Origin of the sequence: uncultured Thiothrix sp. (assembly GCF_937876535.1) — a bacterium.
Classification (GTDB): domain Bacteria; phylum Pseudomonadota; class Gammaproteobacteria; order Thiotrichales; family Thiotrichaceae; genus Thiolinea.
This window is the reverse complement of the sequence record NZ_CALFHZ010000008.1, coordinates 127156-145483: the sequence shown is the minus strand read 5'-3', so window position 1 is coordinate 145483 and position 18328 is coordinate 127156. Positions and strand designations below refer to the sequence as shown.

The 18328-nt window shown below is 44.9% G+C and carries 15 protein-coding genes; all 15 read left to right on the top strand.

Going from position 1 to position 18328, the window contains the following annotated elements:
• Window positions 1-42 precede the first annotated feature (42 nt).
• Complete coding sequence (locus Q0230_RS05305) at window positions 43-858, top strand: hypothetical protein (RefSeq protein ID WP_298608782.1); 816 nt, start codon at window positions 43-45, stop codon at window positions 856-858.
• Between the two features lie 166 nt (window positions 859-1024).
• A complete protein-coding gene (locus Q0230_RS05300; RefSeq protein WP_298608781.1) occupies window positions 1025-1576 on the top strand; it encodes a M23 family metallopeptidase in 552 nt (183 codons plus the stop codon).
• Window positions 1577-1685: 109 nt separating this feature from the next.
• Window positions 1686-2132 carry a tol-pal system-associated acyl-CoA thioesterase gene (gene ybgC / locus Q0230_RS05295; protein WP_298608780.1) on the top strand — a complete coding sequence of 149 codons (447 nt, stop codon included), beginning with the start codon at window positions 1686-1688 and terminating at the stop codon, window positions 2130-2132.
• On the top strand, window positions 2122-2808 hold the full coding sequence (tolQ, locus tag Q0230_RS05290; RefSeq protein ID WP_298608779.1) for a protein TolQ: 687 nt from the start codon (window positions 2122-2124) through the stop codon (window positions 2806-2808). The genes ybgC and tolQ overlap by 11 nt, the downstream gene beginning before the upstream one ends.
• Window positions 2805-3215, top strand: coding sequence for a biopolymer transporter ExbD (locus Q0230_RS05285; RefSeq protein ID WP_298608778.1), 411 nt, complete (start codon window positions 2805-2807; stop codon window positions 3213-3215). The genes tolQ and Q0230_RS05285 overlap by 4 nt, the downstream gene beginning before the upstream one ends.
• A 57-nt stretch (window positions 3216-3272) precedes the next feature.
• Entirely contained in the window at window positions 3273-4832 is a 1560-nt protein-coding gene (gene tolA, locus Q0230_RS05280) for a cell envelope integrity protein TolA (protein ID WP_298608777.1), read from the top strand.
• A gap of 2 nt (window positions 4833-4834) precedes the next feature.
• A complete protein-coding gene (gene tolB / locus Q0230_RS05275; RefSeq protein WP_298608776.1) occupies window positions 4835-6082 on the top strand; it encodes a Tol-Pal system beta propeller repeat protein TolB in 1248 nt (415 codons plus the stop codon).
• A 25-nt stretch (window positions 6083-6107) separates the two neighbouring features.
• Window positions 6108-6812 (top strand): OmpA family protein, encoded by a 705-nt coding sequence (locus tag Q0230_RS05270; protein ID WP_298608775.1) that lies wholly within the window; start codon window positions 6108-6110, stop codon window positions 6810-6812.
• 5 nt (window positions 6813-6817) lie between these two features.
• A complete protein-coding gene (ybgF, locus tag Q0230_RS05265; protein WP_298608773.1) occupies window positions 6818-8038 on the top strand; it encodes a tol-pal system protein YbgF in 1221 nt (406 codons plus the stop codon).
• 167 nt (window positions 8039-8205) lie between these two features.
• Entirely contained in the window at window positions 8206-11142 is a 2937-nt protein-coding gene (locus tag Q0230_RS05260; protein WP_298608772.1) for a molybdopterin oxidoreductase family protein, read from the top strand.
• A 6-nt stretch (window positions 11143-11148) separates the two neighbouring features.
• Complete coding sequence (locus Q0230_RS05255) at window positions 11149-11844, top strand: 4Fe-4S dicluster domain-containing protein (protein ID WP_298608769.1); 696 nt, start codon at window positions 11149-11151, stop codon at window positions 11842-11844.
• A 12-nt stretch (window positions 11845-11856) separates the two neighbouring features.
• Window positions 11857-12801 (top strand): DmsC/YnfH family molybdoenzyme membrane anchor subunit, encoded by a 945-nt coding sequence (locus Q0230_RS05250; RefSeq protein WP_298608768.1) that lies wholly within the window; start codon window positions 11857-11859, stop codon window positions 12799-12801.
• Between the two features lie 258 nt (window positions 12802-13059).
• The gene (locus Q0230_RS05245; RefSeq protein WP_298608767.1) at window positions 13060-15291 is read left to right on the top strand and encodes a hybrid sensor histidine kinase/response regulator; all 2232 of its coding nucleotides are present in this window, start codon (window positions 13060-13062) and stop codon (window positions 15289-15291) included.
• Window positions 15292-15377: 86 nt separating this feature from the next.
• On the top strand, window positions 15378-16160 hold the full coding sequence (locus Q0230_RS05240; protein WP_298608766.1) for an ATP-binding protein: 783 nt from the start codon (window positions 15378-15380) through the stop codon (window positions 16158-16160).
• Window positions 16161-16312: 152 nt separating this feature from the next.
• Window positions 16313-18253 carry an acetate--CoA ligase gene (acs, locus tag Q0230_RS05235; RefSeq protein WP_298608765.1) on the top strand — a complete coding sequence of 647 codons (1941 nt, stop codon included), beginning with the start codon at window positions 16313-16315 and terminating at the stop codon, window positions 18251-18253.
• The last annotated feature ends 75 nt before the right edge of the window (window positions 18254-18328 follow it).

Sequence of the window (18328 nt, the reverse complement as noted above, 5' to 3'; positions counted from 1 at the left end):
ATTTATTCCAGTTACACACGCGTTAGTAACTGGGATGGATAGATGTTCAGTAAACTTAAATTCTTAATCGTCTTTACTCTATTTATCCCCACTTGGACTTCTGCACTCGCGCCACCCTTTCAGGTCAGGGTCGATCCAGCTTGGAAAGCGGCTGATCCTAAAGATGTTCAAGCTGTTCTGGATTCCACCATTCTGTCCATCGCTCCGTATATCGGCAATCGACACTTAGAGCCTGTAGTGGTTAGAAATGAAGAAAAAGGCCCGGTGTCCCTCTATGAACGTGATAAGCAAGGTGATTATGTGGTGCTCTTAGACGTGAAAGGGCGCTATTGGTCGCAGTTAGCCTATCAGTTCTCTCACGAAACCTGTCACTTATTGAGTAATTATGATCTAGCCCCCAATAATGTCTCTAAGCAGCAATGGTTCGAAGAGTCGCTGTGTGAGGCCTTTAGCTTGTTTAGTGTAGGCAAGTTGGCGGATCAGTGGGAACAACACCCCCCTTATCCAAATTGGAAGGAATATGCGCCGGAGCTGCGTAAGTACTTGGCGGATATGCTGAAAGAAGAGCAACGTAGCCTTGCGCCTAACCTTGCCAGCTGGTACCAAGCCCATAAAGCTACATTTGAAGCCGATCCTTATGCTCAGGGTCGGAAATTAAATGAAAAAATGGCTTCACATTTGTTGAAGATATTTGCTGAACAACCTGAGGCTTGGGCAGCAATTAATTACATTAACTTAGGAGATGATAGCAAAGATAAATCGTTAGCTAAGTATTTGAAAGATTGGCATGACAATACTCCAGCAAATCTACGTGCTCCGATTAAAGCGATTCAGCAGCAGCTAGGAATCAAAGGGTAAACTAGTGATTTATTAACGAACTAAGCGCAAATCGTCGGTAGAAAGTTTATTTCCTAGCGTTTTTGTGTGAAATTAAGAAAAAATAGCTGAACTTTTCAACGAAACACACATCTGTAATTTGTATGGAGGTTGCCTTACATACGCGATAAAACGAGAGGGCTGAGCGATGCAAAAACCATTATTATTCTTAGGCGCACTCACCATCTTTATGATGGGTTATTGGATCCCCGAAGATCGCCATGTGCCAGTAGAAGGTGCCAAACCCTATGACTGGAACCCCGCTGCTTACTGGTATGTAGGTGGCCAAAACGCACAAAAAGGTATCAATATTTTCGCCCGCGAAGGCACTCCTGTAGTCGCAAGCACTAGCGGTTGGGTTGTGTATAGCGAAAATAATCCTGAAGGTAACAATACTGTCTTAGTACTAGGCTCTAAGTGGCGTTTACACAATTATGCAAACTTAGAAAAAGTCGATGTTAAGCCAGGAAGTTGGGTAAAAACCGGTGAGCAAATTGGTGCAGTAGGTTTGCCGAATAAAGACGCGAAACGTCCCGCTAATTTATATTATTCGATTCGCAGTTTGTCACCACAAGTTTCTGAGTTAAAACCAGAAAAACCATTTTGGCTGGATCAAGTCTTTTATGTGAATCCACATAAATTCTTGACTGAATACCAATCTAGCGATGGTGAAGAGGCTCATGCTGAGCCGTTACATTAACTGTTTATTAGCTCTGGGTTTTTCTCATTGCTTGGTCTGAGAATTCAGAGTCTATAATCGGCGCATAAATTTATTGGTAGGCTTCTACCTTTTTCATTATCCTTGCGCCATGAAAACTGAAACTCCTGAAAATTTACATGGCTTTACCTTGCCAGTGCGAGTCTATTATGAAGATACGGACGCGGGCAGAGTGGTCTATCACAGTAATTATATTAACTTTATGGAGCGCGCTCGCACTGAGTGGTTACGCTCCTTAGGTTATGAACAAGATACTCTTATTCATGAGCAAGGCATTGTATTTGTGGTGCGTAGCTTGCAAGTCGATTATCTGAAGCCTGCTTTATTTAATGATCTCTTACAGGTTGAAGCAGCTATCCATGAGTTAGGGCGAACTAGTGTCCATTTCCGGCAAAATATCTGGCGTGAGAATAAACGTGAAAATACACGTGAACATTTAATCGCAGGCATAGTCAGAGTGGTGTGCGTGGATGCCGAGAGTTTCCGGCCGAAACCGATTCCAGCAGAAATTCGAGGTAAGTTCAGCGGTGAACACTGATTTATCGATTTTGCATTTAATTTTTAATGCAAGTTTAGTCGTCAAAATTGTTATGGGGCTACTGGTAGTCGCTTCTTTGCTGTCGTGGACTTTAATTATTGTGAAGTCCAGTAAACTCAAGCAAGCACGGCGGCAAGCAGAACAGTTTGAAGAGCGTTTTTGGAGCGGTATTTCTTTACCTGCACTCTATGACGAACTGGCTAAAGCACCACAACGGACTGGTTTAGCGCGTATTTTTTATGACGGCTTTCATGAGTATCGCAGGCTTAGTCAATTAGATAATGCGAATAATCTGCCTATTACCGAAGCTGTGCAGCGCTCGATGCGGGTGGCTGCTTCTAAGGAAATTGATGGTTTAGAGCAAAACTTAGCCTTTCTAGCCACGGTGGGTTCAACTAGTCCTTATGTGGGCTTATTTGGCACAGTATGGGGGATTATGAATGCATTTCTTTCTTTAGGGAAAATGCAACAGGCTACTTTAGCAGTAGTGGCACCTGGGATTGCGGAAGCTTTGATTGCGACAGCGATTGGTTTATTTGCGGCAATTCCTGCGGTCATTGCCTATAACCGCTTTGTGGATCATGTCGATCGGTTAGCGGTGAATTATGACAACTTCCGTGAAGAATTTACCGCTTTATTAGAACGTCATGCGGCCACTCAACAGGTGCGGCGATGAAACGTACCCGTAAGTCGATGGCGCAAATGAATGTCGTGCCGTATATCGATGTTATGTTGGTTTTATTGGTGATTTTTATGGTCACTGCGCCCATGATGCAGTCAGGCGTGGCTATAGATGCACCGGATGCAGATGCTGCTGCACTACAATCTGATAATCAGCAGGAACCTTTAATAATTTTAGTTGATCAAAGAGGACAATATCTGTTGCCAGATGGCGACAAAGTGAGTTCTAAACAACTGAATACTTATGTCGCTCAGCAATTACAAGGGAAACGTAATAAAGCTGTGAATATTCGTGCCGATGCAGGTGTTGAGTATCAATATGTGATGACAGCGATGGTTGCAGCCCAAAAAGCCGGGGCTACAGCTATCAATTTGTTGGCTGATCCTGTTAAACCGAAGTGAGCAGCCTGCTAAACAATAAGGTTTTAAATTTGCAGGAACTGTAGAAATTAATAAGTCATGTTCAAAGAACTGCTAAAAAATCCGGTTGCTCTGTTTTGGGCAATTGTCATCCATATCATTGTACTGATTCTACTGATTATAGGCTTTCAAATGAATAAGCAGCCTAAGCCACTAGAAGAATCGGTCGCTGTACAAGTCAAAGGTCTGCAACCTTTAGCAGAACCCAAGCCGGCCTATACTGAAGCTCCCTATACGCTTGAAGAGCCTAAAGCGCAGTCCACACCTATTGAGCCAAGTGCTAATCAAAAACAGCAAGAGCAAGATCAAAAGCTACGTGAGCAAGCGCGGCGCGAGGCTATTGCTGAGGCAGCAGCGATGGCTAAAGCTGAAAAAGAAGCTGAACGTAAACGGATTGCTGAGGAAAAGAAGCGTGCCCAACTTGAGCAAACGGCTGTAGAACAAGCACGTAAAGAAGCAGAGACTGAACGGAAACGGCAAGAAGCGGAAGATCGCCAAGCTGAACGTGAGCGCCAGCAAGCTTTGGAAGCCGAGCGTCAAGCGGAAGAGAGTCGCCAACAATCCCTAAAAGCTGAACGCGAACGCAAAGAGCAGGCTGAAAAGGAGTTGGAAGAAGAACGCCGCAAAGCAGATGAAGCTGAGCAAGCTTTAGCTGAAAAAAAGCGTGAACAAGAAAAAGCTGCAGAGCAAGAACGTAAAGAGGCAGCTGAACGTGAGTTGGCGCGTGAAAAGCGAAAAGCAGAAGAGGCAGAAAAACAGTTAGAGCAGGAACGTGAGGAGCGTCAAAAAGCTGAACAAGAATGGGAAGAAAAACAAAAGCAACTGCAAGCTGAGCGTGATGCCGAGCAGCAAGCTTTAATTAAAAAAGTCGAAGAAGAAGCGCGTAAGAAAAAAGACGAGGACGAACAACGTGAAGCGGCTGAAATTGAACGCAAAATCAAAGAAGCTGAAGAGAAGCGTTTAGCGGATGAAAAAAAGCGCCAAGAAGAAAAAGAATTAGCTGAAAAGCGTGCTGCTTACCAAGAAAAATGGAAGACTGAACAAGAGAAACTTAAGCAAGAAGCTGAAGATAAGGCGAAAGCAGAAGAGGCTGCCAAACGTAAAGCTGAAGAAGAGCGTAAGCTAGCAGAAGCAAAAACTCGTGAAGATCAAGAACGGCGTTTACGTGAAAGTAGCGAGCGTGCTCGTGAGCAAACTGAGCGTGATAAAGCTGAATTAGAGGCCAAAGCGAAAGCTGAGTCTGAAGAAAAAGCTAAGCAAGTAGCCGCTGAAAAAGCTAGAAAAGAGGCCGAAGCTAAGCAGAATGCAGGCCCTAGCCAACAAGCCATTGAGAATGCCGCTCTTGCTTGGGGTGCGCAAATTAAACGACGGGTAAGTTCGCGCTGGAATCAACCTGCCGATACCTTTGGCATGCGTGCTACAGTGTCTCTATCGATCAAGCCACCGGGCAATATTCGTGAATTGCGAGTCACGGATTGTAATGGTAGTCCACAGTTTTGTGATTCTTTGACAGCGGCTTTGTATAAGTCTGAGCCCTTCCCAGAGCCAGATTTACCAGAGCTTTATAATCAAAATTTAAGATTAATTTTTGAGCCATAACCATGAAACGCCAATTGATTGTGTTATTAGTGTTAGTCAGCGGGCTATTTGCCTCGTTGGCGAGTCGTGCTGAATTGGTGATCCGTATTACCGATGGCACCAATGATGGGATTCCAGTCATGATCGTACCTTTTCAAGGTGGTGATCTGGCCGGAGTGATTGAAGCTGATTTGCAGCGTACCGGTTTATTTACTTTGATTGATCCAGCTAAAGCAGGTCAGGCTTTAGCGATGGGACAGCCTTTCCAAACAGAACCTTTGCGTGCTAGTGGTGCCGAATATGTGATTGTAGGCAAGCAGGTTGGCTCTTTAGAGTTTGAAATCTTGAATGCAGCTACTGGTAAACGCACTGCGGGTTATCGGATTGCTCAGATTGGCAATACGCGTCGAATGGGGCATAAAGCCGCTGATTTAATTTTCGAGCGCTTAACCGGTAAACGTGGTGCCTTTGATACACAAGTAGCCTATGTATCAGCAAATGGCCCTGCTAAAGCACAAACTTATCAGTTAATTGTGGCTGATGCCGATGGCTTTAATCCGCGTACTATTTTGCGTTCGAATAAACCAGTGATGTCTCCAAGTTGGTCGCCTGATGGGAATCGTTTAGCCTATGTGTCGTTTGAAAGTAATCGCTCAGTGATTTATGTGCAGGATCTAGTATCAGGTGATAAACGCGCTATTGCAGATCATCCAGGCATGAATGCCGCGCCTGCATGGTCACCAGATGGGCGTTTAATTGCTATGAGTTTGTCCCAAGAAGGCAATCCAGATATTTATTTGATGGATGCTAATGGCGGCGGTTTGCGTCAAATCACCACTTCTAAAGCGATTGACACTGAACCTGCTTGGGCAAATAACAATACTTTAATTTATACCTCAGACCAAAGTGGTAGCCCGCAATTATACCGAACAACCGTGGCGGGCGGCGAAGGTTCACGTTTGACTTTTACGGGGGAGTACAATGCGGCGCCCAGTGTAGTAGGCAATACCGTGGCCATGGTGCGGGATATTGGTAGCGCCAATCGAATTGCTTTAATGAATGCCTCGTCGAGTGATTCTAAGCTGGTGTCAGAAGGTACTTATGATGAATCACCTTCTTTAGCCCCCAATGGCGAAATGGTTGTTTATGCGACTGAGTCTGGTGGGCGTGGGGTATTAGCGGTCGCTAGTGCTAACGGTAAGGCGCGTCAGGTCTTAGCTACTCAAGTTGATGATGTGCGTGATCCCGCATGGTCTCCTTATTTAGATTAATGCTATGAACGAGGGAGTAATAGCAATGCATCGTAAACTTTTTTTCAGTTGTATCTTAGCGGTGGGTGTCTTAAGTGGTTGCCAAACCGCTCCACGGCCGCTAGAACCCATTCCTGATATTAATGCTCTAGGCGGCGCAGGTGGCTATGGGCAAGGCGGCATGGGGCAAGTCGGTGCTGGTCAAGGCCAAGGGGGAATGGGAGGAAATGGTCAATCTGGTAATGGTGCAGGTGGACTTAACCCTAATGGTGGCCAAGGGGGGGCAGGTCAATACGGTGGTGCTGGTCAAGGCCAAGGTGGCTATAGACAGGGTGGTTATGGGAATGGCACAGGAATGGCAGGACAAGGTAATAGCCCTTATTCACCTGCAGACTTAAACAACCCTGGCAGTATTCTTGCACAACGTGTTATTTACTTCGATTATGATCAAGCGCGTATCCGTGCAGAGTATTTGCCCGTGTTAGAAGCACATGCTTCTTTGCTTGCTGCCTACCCTAACTTACGAGTTAGACTGGAAGGACATGCAGACGAACGCGGTTCACGCGAGTACAATGTAGCTCTGTCGGAACGTCGGGGCTACTCGGTACGTGACTACATGGCGGCGCGAGGGCTGAAAAATCAGCAAGCTGAAATAGTGGGTTATGGGGAAGAAGTACCCGCTTCACTGGGGCATGGTGAGAAATCATGGAGTGAAAACCGCCGAGTTGAAATTATTTATGTAGGAGAATAAAGGGTATGTGTTACAAGCTTGACCGGAGCCTGTTAGGCGTTCTGGTGGCTGTTATGCTAATCGCCCCACCTGTGCAGGCACTCAATGATGATGTGGCTGTACAGTTGCTTGAGCGACTTAATGATTTAGAAGGGGAAGTAAACGCCCTACGCACTGAGAACGAAACCTTAAAGGATAAGCTGGAGGGTGCGCCTACGCGTGCGGAGGATGAAGAGCAAGTTAAAGCCGAAGCTGCCCAAGCTGGTGTTGAAGACGGGGTACAGTTAGACGAAGAAGCGAAATCATCAGACTCCGGAACAAGCACTGAGCCACCCATTCCAGGGGTAAATATTCTTGTGGAAGAGGCTACCGCAGCAACCGATGCCACGGATATTCCAGCTTTGGAGCAAGAACCTGCAACATTAGACGCTGCTGAATCTGTGGCCGCTCGTGAAACTAGAGCAGAAGATCCTGCTACTGCGGTACCTGAACAAGCGGATTATTTAACCACGAGTCCAGCCGATGCAGCACCTGCATTACTCAATGCGGGTGCTGCAACTGTGACTACTGAAGCTGCCGATGCAGTGACCGCTGAAGCAGCTCCGGCAGAAACTAAACCTGCAGAGGCCGCCGCTGTAAGTACTGCAACTGATACATCTGTAGAGGTAACGCCTACACCTATTACGACTGCTACCACTACAGAATCTCCGGTTGCTGCACCTGTGGTAGATCCAAAAAGTAAGGATAGCTATTACTATTACGGTACGCCCGAAGCTGAGAAAACTACTGAGGTAAAACCAGCGACAGCAGCCGTTCCGGCAGCAACCCCTACTGCAGCTCCCGTCGCTAGTACAGAAGATGGGCGTAAAGCAAAGGCTGATTACAATCAGGCTTATCAACTGTTAGTGAACAAGCCAGCAGAAGCAGCCCCTTTATTCCGTAGTTTTTTGGAAAAATATCCTCAGCATGAATTAGCCGCCAATGCTCAATATTGGTTAGCTGAAGCACTCTATGCGCAGAAGGATTTTGAGGGTGCTTCTAAAGAGTTCATGAAAGTACTCAAGCAATACAAAGATAGCCCTAAATCTTCAGGGGCAGCTTTGAAACTGGGTTACTCATTTTATGAGCTCCAACAATGGGAATATGCACGCCGCACTTTAGAGGATACTGTACGTTTCTTCCCCGATAGTAGTTCAGCTAAATTAGCAGAAGCACGCTTACAGAAGATGAAAGAGGAAGGGCATTAAAAGCTCTTTTGCTTAGACTCAAGTTTAATAAACCGGCTGCTAGCCGGTTTTTCTTTTTATAAGATAATTTTATTTATGTAGATAAAAATTGTTGTTGCTAGAGTTAGCAGGATGGCAGAAGATGCGAACTTAAGTATATTACTGTATTACTATATTCAGAGGTACAGATGAGTGCATTGCCAGAGTTTGAGAGGCGCGGGCAGCAAGAAGTGAAAGCCACCACTTGTTATATGTGCGCCTGCCGTTGCGGCATTCATGTCACGGTCGAAGATAATAAAGTTCGCTATATTCAAGGCAATCGCGACCATCCGATCAATAAAGGGGTGCTGTGTGCTAAGGGTAATGCAGGCATCATGAAGCAAAATTCCCCTGCCAAACTCAACTCACCCCTATTGCGTAAGGTCGGTAGTGAGCGTGGTGCGGGTGAGTTTGAAGTAATCACAATGACGGAAGCACTCGACATTCTCGAAGCGCGGTTACGCAAGATTCGGGAAACCGACCCGCTGAAACTAGCTTATTTCACCGGCCGTGATCAGATGCAGGCCTTGACGGGTTTCTGGGCATCGCAATTTGGCACACTGAACTGGGCAGCGCACGGCGGATTTTGTTCGGTGAATATGGCAGCGGGTGGGCTTTATACGATGGGGCATGCCTTCTGGGAGTTCGGTGATCCAGACTGGGATCGTACCAAGTATTTCATGCTCTGGGGGGTGGCTGATGATCATGCTTCTAATCCTATTAAGATTGGACTGGAAAAGCTTAAGCGTAATGGCGGCAAATTCGTTGGGATAAATCCGGCACGTACCGGCTATCAGGCGATAGCGGATGAGTGGGTGGCGATTAAGCCGGGTACTGATGCGATACTCGCGCTCTCCATGCTGCATGTACTTCTCAAAAATGATCAATTTGATTGGGAATTTTTAATTCGTTATACCAATGCAGCTTACTTGGTGGTGCATACTCCGAATCAAAAAGGGCATGGCTTATTACTGCGTGATGCAGAGGGTAAACCACTGGTTTGGGATATGAAGCTACAAGCAGCGACCGACGGTACACGCCCTAGTATTACGCCTGCGCTGTTTTATGAGGGTGATGTCAATGACAAGCCCGTTAAGTCAGTGATGACGCTGATTGCCGAGGAATATCTTGATGAGCAGTATGCTCCTGAACATGCGGCGAAAATCTGTGGCGTTCCGGCTGAGCAAATCGAACGCTTAGCGCTAGAAATGGCGCATGTCGCTTTCAAAGAAAGTATTGAAATTGATGTTCCCGAGGGTTGGACGGATTGGGCAGGGCGTAAGCATTATAAGTTTGTGGGACGTCCGGTTTCCATGCATGCGATGCGCGGTATTTCGGCTCACTCCAATGGTTTCCAAACTTGCCGCGCGATTCATTTCTTACAAATCATGCTTGGCACGATTGATGTCCCCGGTGGGCATTTAGCCAAACCACCTTATCCCAAACATATTCCACCCGCGATTAAACCGGCCAAAGATTGTGCACCGAATACGCCTTTGAAAGGGCCACCACTCGGATTTCCCACCGGGCCTGAAGATTTGGTGATGGATGCAAATGGCAAGGCCAAACGTATCGATAAGGCTTATTCGTGGGATGCGCCGATGTCGAATCATGGCCTGATGCATATGGTAATCACCAATGCAGTGAAGGGTGATCCATACAAAATTGACACCCTAATGATGTTTATGGCGAATATGGCGTGGAATTCGACCATGAATACCGCCGAAATTCAGGACATGCTGCGTGAGAAAGAGGCCGACGGCGACTATAAGATTCCGTTTATTGTGGTGTCCGATGCTTATCATTCGGAAATGGTCAATTTCGCTGATTTGATTATTCCTGATACGACCTATCTGGAACGCTGGGATACGATTTCGATGTTGGATCGCCCCATTTCTGAGCCACACGCGGCTTGTGATTCGATCCGTCAGCAGGTGATTCGACCTGAGCGCGATGTCTTATCGTGGCAGGAGGTGCAAGTCGAATTAGCAGGGCGTTTAGGTTTTCCAGCTTTCACTAATCCGGATGGCTCACGCAAATATCAAGGCTATAAAGATTTCATTATTAATTGGCAACGTGAACCTGGCATTGGCTTCTTGGCAGGCTGGCGGTTGGATGAAAACGGCAATGAAGTGCACCTACGTGGCAAACCCAATCCCAAACAATGGGAGCGTTATGCGGAAAATGGTGCGTTCTTTGAAATGCACTTGCCGGAACCTATCCGCTACTACCGTCATGCGAATAAGGACTATCTAGAATTTGCTAAGTATGCAGCGTGGGTCGGTTCAACGAATCAAATCGTGATTGAGTTGTATTCCGAAGCTCAGCAGCGTTTTAAATTAGCCGGACAGGGTTTATATGATGGCCCGATGCCGACTGAAGCGCACCATAAAGAACGCTTGAGCACTTATTTCAATCCGCTGCCGTTTTATTACAAGCCACTGGAACAATGCCGGATTGATGAGGATGAATATCCGTTGTATGCGGTGAATCAACGCCCTATGTTCATGTATCACTCCTGGGATTCGCAGAACGCTTGGTTGCGCCAAATCTGTGCGCAGAACTTTTTGTATATGAATCGTCAGCGTGGCGCAGTCTTGGGGATTAAAGATGAAGCGTGGTGCTGGGTGGAATCGCATCATGGCAAAATTCGTGTGCAAGTGAAACTGGTCGAAGCCTGCCAATATGATACGGTCTGGACATGGAACGCGATTGGTAAGCAAAAAGGTGCGTGGGGTTTAAATGAAAATGCCAATGAAGCGAATGATGGCTTTTTAATGAATCATCTGATTTCGGAATTGCTGCCAGTAAAACATGATGCCTTGGATAATGTGACTAATTCCGATCCGATTACTGGGCAAGCCGCTTGGTATGACTTGAAAGTAAAGGTTTATCCGGCGGCTGAAGGTGAAATCGGTACATGGCCGACCTTCCCTGCGATTAAGCCCCTACCCAATGCGAATGTTTCCCCCGATATCTTAGGTTATCAAGCCCATCAAGCGGTGAACTTAGCGCGTCCACGGGAGGATGTCTTAAGTCGTGGCAGTGTGCATGATGGTCGGCGTGGCACAGCGAATAAGGAGTAAGGAGCAATGAAATTAGGTTTAGTCATTGATCTGGATGTCTGTGTTGGCTGTCACGGCTGCGCAGTATCTTGTAAACAGTGGAATACTTCGGGTACGACTGGCCCACTCACGGATTACAACCCTTACGGTAAAGACCCGAGTGGCGTTTGGTTCAATCGCATTCGTAGTTATGAAGTGGGTGAGTATCCACATAATAAAACTATCAATTTTCCGATGTCTTGCATGCACTGCGAGCAGGCCGATTGCGTGGACGTTTGCCCTACGGGTGCAAGCTATAAACGTGCGGAAGATGGAGTAGTATTAGTCGATCAAGACAAGTGCATGGGCTGTAACTATTGCTCATGGGCTTGCCCTTATGGCGCGCGTGAACTGGATCGCTCTTCAGGCACGATGAAGAAATGCACGCTCTGTATTGATCGCATCTATGATGAACGTTTAGATGAATATGATCGTCAGCCCTCTTGTGTGATCACTTGCCCTGCCCATGCGCGTCATTTTGGCGATTTTGATGATCCGAATTCGAATGTGAGCACCTTAGTGCGCGAGCGCGGCGGTTATGCGCTCATGCCAGAACTTGGCTATAACCCCACCAATCGTTATTTGCCACCGCGTGTAACCCGCTTAATTCCAACAGATGATGTGAAGAAAAAATCACTAATTAATTCGGTCAAAGAATGGGTCAACCAAGCCATTGCGCGTTAAGGAGGATTTGATATGCATCCAGCTTTTTCTGTTATTTTTTTTACGGTGGCTTCGGGCGCAGGTTATGGATTATTTATTCTGATGGCCTTGGGTTATATCTTAGGTTTTATTGAGTTTAATAAAACCCTTGTCCTAGTGGGTGGCTTATTATCCTTAGGTTTAATTTCAGCGGGTCTCTTATCTTCAACTTTGCATTTAGCCAATCCAAAAAATGCATGGCGGGCTTTTTTTCGCTTTAAAACATCTTGGTTAGCCCGTGAAGGTGTATTCGCAATTTTATTTTATCCAGTTGCTCTGTTATTTTTATTCGGTGTCTGGGTTAATGCTGAAAAGCCTGATTATAATGGTTTGGTAGCAGTCATTGGTTTTGCGGCTTTTACTTTAGCGTTTGCGACTTTATTTAGTACAGGTATGATTTATGCTTGTTTGAAAACCATTCGGCAATGGAATACAGCTTTAACTCCAACTAATTATATTCTTTTGGGCTTGGCAAGTGGCTCTGTTTTATTAGTAGCAGTTTTAGCTCTAAATCATCAGCCAGTTAATTTACTAGCAACTTTATCAGTCATATTAATCAGTATGGCTGCGATCAGTAAAGCTATTTACTATTTTTGGGTGCGAACAGTCACTGGACCAACCATTAATACGGCTACAGGGTTTACTCGTGCACAAGTGCGCTTACTAGATACAGGACATACAGCAGGTACTTTCCTAACAGATGAGTTTGCTTATTTTGCCCCAGTGAATTTGCTGTTAAGCCTAAGAATGACAGTATTTATAGCTGGATTTTTTATACCATTGTTACTTATTGGCTTAATCGCATTAGGTGTACAAAGTGTATATTTGGCCTTGCTAGCAGTGTTAGCAAGCTTTGTCGGTATAGGTGCAGAACGTTGGTTATTCTTTGCTGAAGCTCGCCATGTGATTCGTCTCTATCATGGCGAACAACATGTCTAATAGAAGCTAGTTAAAGATTTTTATTATTTGATACTTAAAATTTCAAGTAAAAGTTAAATCCGAGCCTTTTACTTTGTTTTACTAAATGTTACTTGTACTTGAATTTTAGCTAGTCTACTGTAAGCCCTAATAGCAACAGAGTACCGAGGTGCTCTGAAATAATATGGATGAGGGCTTATGAAAAGACTAAGGCAAGTGTGTTTGATTTGCTTGCTTGGTGTTTTGTTACTAACTATTTCTGTAACAAACGCGGCTCCTGTGCCGAACTTAGTCTTAACTAACCAAGACTCCAATGTACTAGTCTCTGATTTTGTTGAGTATTTCGAAGATACTTCCCTCAAACTTACGCTTGAACAGGTAACACATCCGCCTTATACCACAGCTTTTGAAGCCAATACTCAAGAGCGTGTTAATTTTGGACGTACTCAGTCAGCTTGGTGGGTAAGGTTTCAAGTACAAAACCAAGCTGATTTTCCTTGGTATTTGCTCTTAGATTCTTCTTTAGGGGCTGACCTAGATCTGTTCATTTTGCCTCAACAGGCGCTGCCAGCAAAGCCAGGTAACTCTACACGCTTTTACGCTAAGCCTTTGCCCAGTTACCTACGCCATGTTTGGAGTCTCAATTTGCCTAAGGGACAGACTTTCCAAATCTATCTACGGGTAACTAATGGCGATGCCATTTTAGCATTACCTATAAAATTTCTTAGTGCAGAAGCCTTGATCAATCATAGTGTGGATAACTATCGATTAATTAGCTTTATTTACGCCGGAATGATTACTCTTGGCCTCTACCAATTGTTTATGTTTTTTGTATTGCGAGAATCTAATTATCTGCTTTTGACAGTTTATATTTTTGCTATCATGGCTACTATCCATCGCACTAATCCTGTTTTTCCCTGGTTAAATTTTCTAAGCAATACAAACTCTTATTTTTATTCGTTGCCTTTTTTTCTTACCTTGATTGCACATGCTGAGTTTACTCGTCGTATTTTAGATATTAAAGACTACTCTGTACTAATTGATCGAATTTACCGATGGGGAGTTTATGCAGCTATTCTCGGTATTTTTGTAACGGGTTCAATCTCAGGTGGATTAAACATCCCAGTGTTTTTGTCTTTCGGCTTATTAGCTCTTTCCTTAGTGACTAGTTATTATATAGCCTCTAAAGGAAATAGGATTGCCCGTTATTTTTCTTGGATCTATTGGTTGCCAATCAGTATTCATATGCCTGGCTTTGTTTTTCAGGTATTTGAAATAAATGAGTGGACCGCTCATATTGATGCCTTTACTAGTGTAGGTACTTTGACTTTCATTCTACTCCTTTCTGTTTTACAAGCGGAAAGAGTCAGAACTTTACGTGAGCAAATGAAGCAGGTGGAGGCCAGTAGCGCTGCTAAAGAAGAGTTTTTAGCAATTATGAGCCATGAATTGCGTACTCCCATTAATTCAATCGCAGGCCTAACTACTTTGCTAAAGCTCAGCTCAGTAAATGATAAACAAAAGGTTTATTTAGAAAAACTAGATTTAGCGACTGAGCACATGATGCAGCTAGTGAATCATGTTTTGGATTATGCAAAGTTAACTAGTTACACTTTTCAGTTAAAACCCGAACCCTGCAAGCTATCGTTGGCTATCCACTCAGCTTTACCTCTTGTTCAACAGCAAGCAGAGCAAAAGGGGTTGATTTTTAGTTTTGAAGGAATAGGCAACTTAGACACAACTCTATTCATGGATCGGACTTCTTTGACTCAAGTGGTTCTGAATTTGTTGAGTAATGCAGTGAAGTATACCCATGAAGGTTCTATTAAGTTAAAAGTACAGGTCAAACAGCCTGAAAATAAGCAAAAAATTATCCAAATCAGTGTCATTGATACAGGCGAAGGCATCCCTTCTGAACGTTTAGAGTCGTTATTTGACCCCTTTACTCAGTTTTCTACCCAAACAGCACGTAAAGGTACAGGCCTTGGTTTGGCAATAAGTAAACGCTTAGTTGCTGCAATGGGTTCAGAATTAAAAGTCAAATCAACGCTTGGCTTAGGTAGCGAGTTTAGTTTTGAATTGCAATTGCCGGTGGTGTTCTCAGAGGAAAAGAGTAGTTCTAATATCATTAGCCCTTTAACACGAGGCTTACGTTTACTAGTGGCGGATAATTCAGAACTTAATCATCCGGAGGCTAGTAATATGTTGCGTCAGTTAGGGGCGGAGGTACAAGTTGTGCCCAATGGGCAAGGGGCAATTTTATGCCTGCAAGAACAAGATGTTGATATAGTATTGGTAGATATGACTTTACCTGAACTAGGTGGTTTAGAGTTAGGACGCTGGGTAAGGCATTCAGGACGTAATCCTAAATTGCCTATTGTTGCGATTACTTCAAATAATGTGGCTGAACTGGAACCTACTTGCCGTGAATTAGGCATTAATGCTTGTTTACGCAAACCCTTAGATTATCAATCCTTATCAAAGACCTTGAATCGTGCCCTCGCTGCTTAAAGGATATATGTGTAGTGGCTTATAAGACCCTAAATCTATACGACTCTAAGTAGCATCCGTTTAAAAAATCGGTTATGTTGCTGCTCATGAATAATACTGCTGAACTTATCTTAGAAACACCCACCGATAGTTTTGTTAGTCCACCTAAATCGTTGGTACGGGCGGTGGGGAAGGCTATTGGCGACTATAAATTGATTCGGGAAGGTGACCGAATTCTCTTAGGCTTATCGGGTGGTAAAGATTCCTTGTCGCTGTTGCACATTTTGCGGCATTTCCAACGCCATGCCCCTGTACGTTTTGAATTCGCAGCAGTAACGATTGACCCGCAGTCGGGGGCTTTTGATCCATCACCACTGATTCCTTATATGGAAAAGTTGGGTGTACCTTATTTCTATGTGCGTGAGCCGATTATGAATCTGGCGGAAACACATATGGACAATAACTCCTACTGTGCGTTTTGCTCACGAATGAAACGTGGACTCATGTATAAGACCGCACGTGAGCAGGGTTATAATGTGTTAGCTCTTGCACAGCATTTAGATGATTTAGCTGAAAGCTTTCTAATGTCAGCTTTTCATGGTGGCAAGCTCAAAACGATGAAGGCACATTATCAAATTGATGCAGGTGATTTACGTGTGATTCGCCCCTTAGTACAGGTGCGGGAACGGCAAACGGCTGATTTTGCTAAGGCTGCACAATTGCCGGTAATCATGGAGAATTGTCCGGCCTGTTTTGATATGCCGACGCAAAGACAACATATGAAAGAGCTGCTAGCTGCTGAAGAGGCTAGCAACTCTAATCTTTTCAAAAGCCTAGCCACGGCAATGCAGCCTCTCATTCGTGATGGACTAGAAAATACTTTCGAATAAAATTGTCGACAATCCTTGGATATTTCCGGCGTTTTTCTGGACTTTTCACTAAGATTGTATAAATATAGCGTGCCGGAGAGCGATTTATACGAATAAAAATACAGAAGCACCCAGTAGTTTGTAAGCCATTTTTCGTTAGTGAGGAGTCAACCATGTCTATTAAGACGTATCCTGTGCCTGCTGAGTTTGCAGCTAATGCTCATGTTAATGCAGAACAATATGCCAGCATGTATAAGCAATCCGTCGAGGATCCAGCCGCGTTCTGGGGTGAGCAAGCTGAAAAATACCTAACTTGGAGCAAGAAGTGGGATAACGTTCTGGATTGGAGCTTCGATGAAAGCGACATCCATATCCGCTGGTTTGAAGGTGGTAAACTAAACGTTGCTGAAAACTGCTTAGATCGTCACTTAGCAACTCGCGGTGATCAAGTTGCAATTATTTGGGAAGGTGATAGCCCAGATGAAGACCGCAAAATCACTTATAAAGAATTACATGAAGAAGTTTGTAAGTTCGCGAATGTGCTGAAAAGCCGTGGCGTGAAAAAAGGCGACCGCGTTTCTTTATATTTACCAATGATTCCTGAAGCAGCCGTCGCTATGCTGGCTTGCGCACGTATCGGTGCAGTTCACTCTATCGTCTTCGGTGGCTTCTCTCCTGATGCTTTACGTGATCGTATTCAAGGTGCTGAATGCGGAGTCGTTATTACTTCTGACCAATCCATGCGTGGTGGCAAGCGTGTTCCGCTAAAAACCAATGCAGATAAAGCGATTGCTCAATGCCCCACCGTACATACCTGCATCGTGGTTAAGCGTGGTGGTGATCCCGTTGAATGGAATTCTCATGATGTTTGGTACCATGAAGCCTTAGCAGCAGCTTCCGCGGATTGTCCTGCAGAACCAATGGATGCGGATGATCCTTTATTCATCCTTTACACTTCTGGGTCTACGGGTAAGCCAAAAGGTGCTCTACATACCACGGGTGGTTATTTGCTACAAGCAGCGATGACTCAGAAATTGGTATTCGACTATAAAGACGGCGAAGTTTACTGGTGTACAGCGGACGTGGGTTGGGTAACAGGTCACTCTTATATCGTTTACGGCCCATTAGCCAATGGCGCTACCTCTTTAATGTTCGAAGGTATTCCAACTTATCCAGATGCAGGTCGTTTCTGGGATGTCTGCGACAAGCATGATGTTGCGATTTTCTACACTGCACCCACGGCTATTCGTATGTTGATGGGTCAAGGTGAGGAATTTGTTAATCGTGCAAAACTCGAAAAATTACGTGTACTTGGGTCAGTGGGCGAGCCAATCAATCCAGAGGCTTGGGAATGGTATAACCGCGTGGTCGGTCGTAATCGTTGCCCAATCGTGGATACTTGGTGGCAGACGGAAACAGGCGCACATATGTTAACTCCATTGCCAGGTGCTACACCGTTGAAGCCGGGTTCTGCAACCAACCCGTTCTTCGGTGTGCAACCTGTGCTCTTAGATGATAAAGGCATGGAAATCGAAGGCAATCCTGCTGAAGGTAACCTTGCGATTAAAGCACCTTGGCCATCTATGATGCGTACTGTTTACGGCGATCATAAGCGTTTCTATGAAACCTATTTCGCGATGTATCCAGGCTATTACTTCACAGGTGACGGTGCTCGCCGCGATGAAGATGGTTATTATTGGATTACTGGCCGTGTGGACGATGTTCTGAACGTTTCAGGTCACCGTTTAGGTACTGCTGAAATCGAATCAGCTTTAGTCCTACATCCACAAGTGGCTGAAGCGGCAGTCGTTGGCTATCCACACGAGCTGACCGGTCAAGGTATCTATGCTTATGTCACGCTGATGTCTGGCGTTGAAGGTACTGAGGCACTGAAGAATGATCTGATCAATTTAGTGCGTAAAGAAATTGGCCCTATCGCTAAGATCAACTTGCTGCAATGGGCACCAGGCTTACCAAAAACTCGTTCTGGCAAAATCATGCGGCGTATTCTGCGTAAGATTGCTGCGAATGAACTGGATGGTTTGGGGGATACCTCAACATTGGCTGATCCAAGCGTAGTAGACAACTTAGTAGCGCAACGCGAAAATAAATAGTTTTTTGCTAAAACCGCTATAAGAAATTGCCGCTCCTAGAAGCGGCAATTTTTTTCGACTTAGCTTAATCTTGCT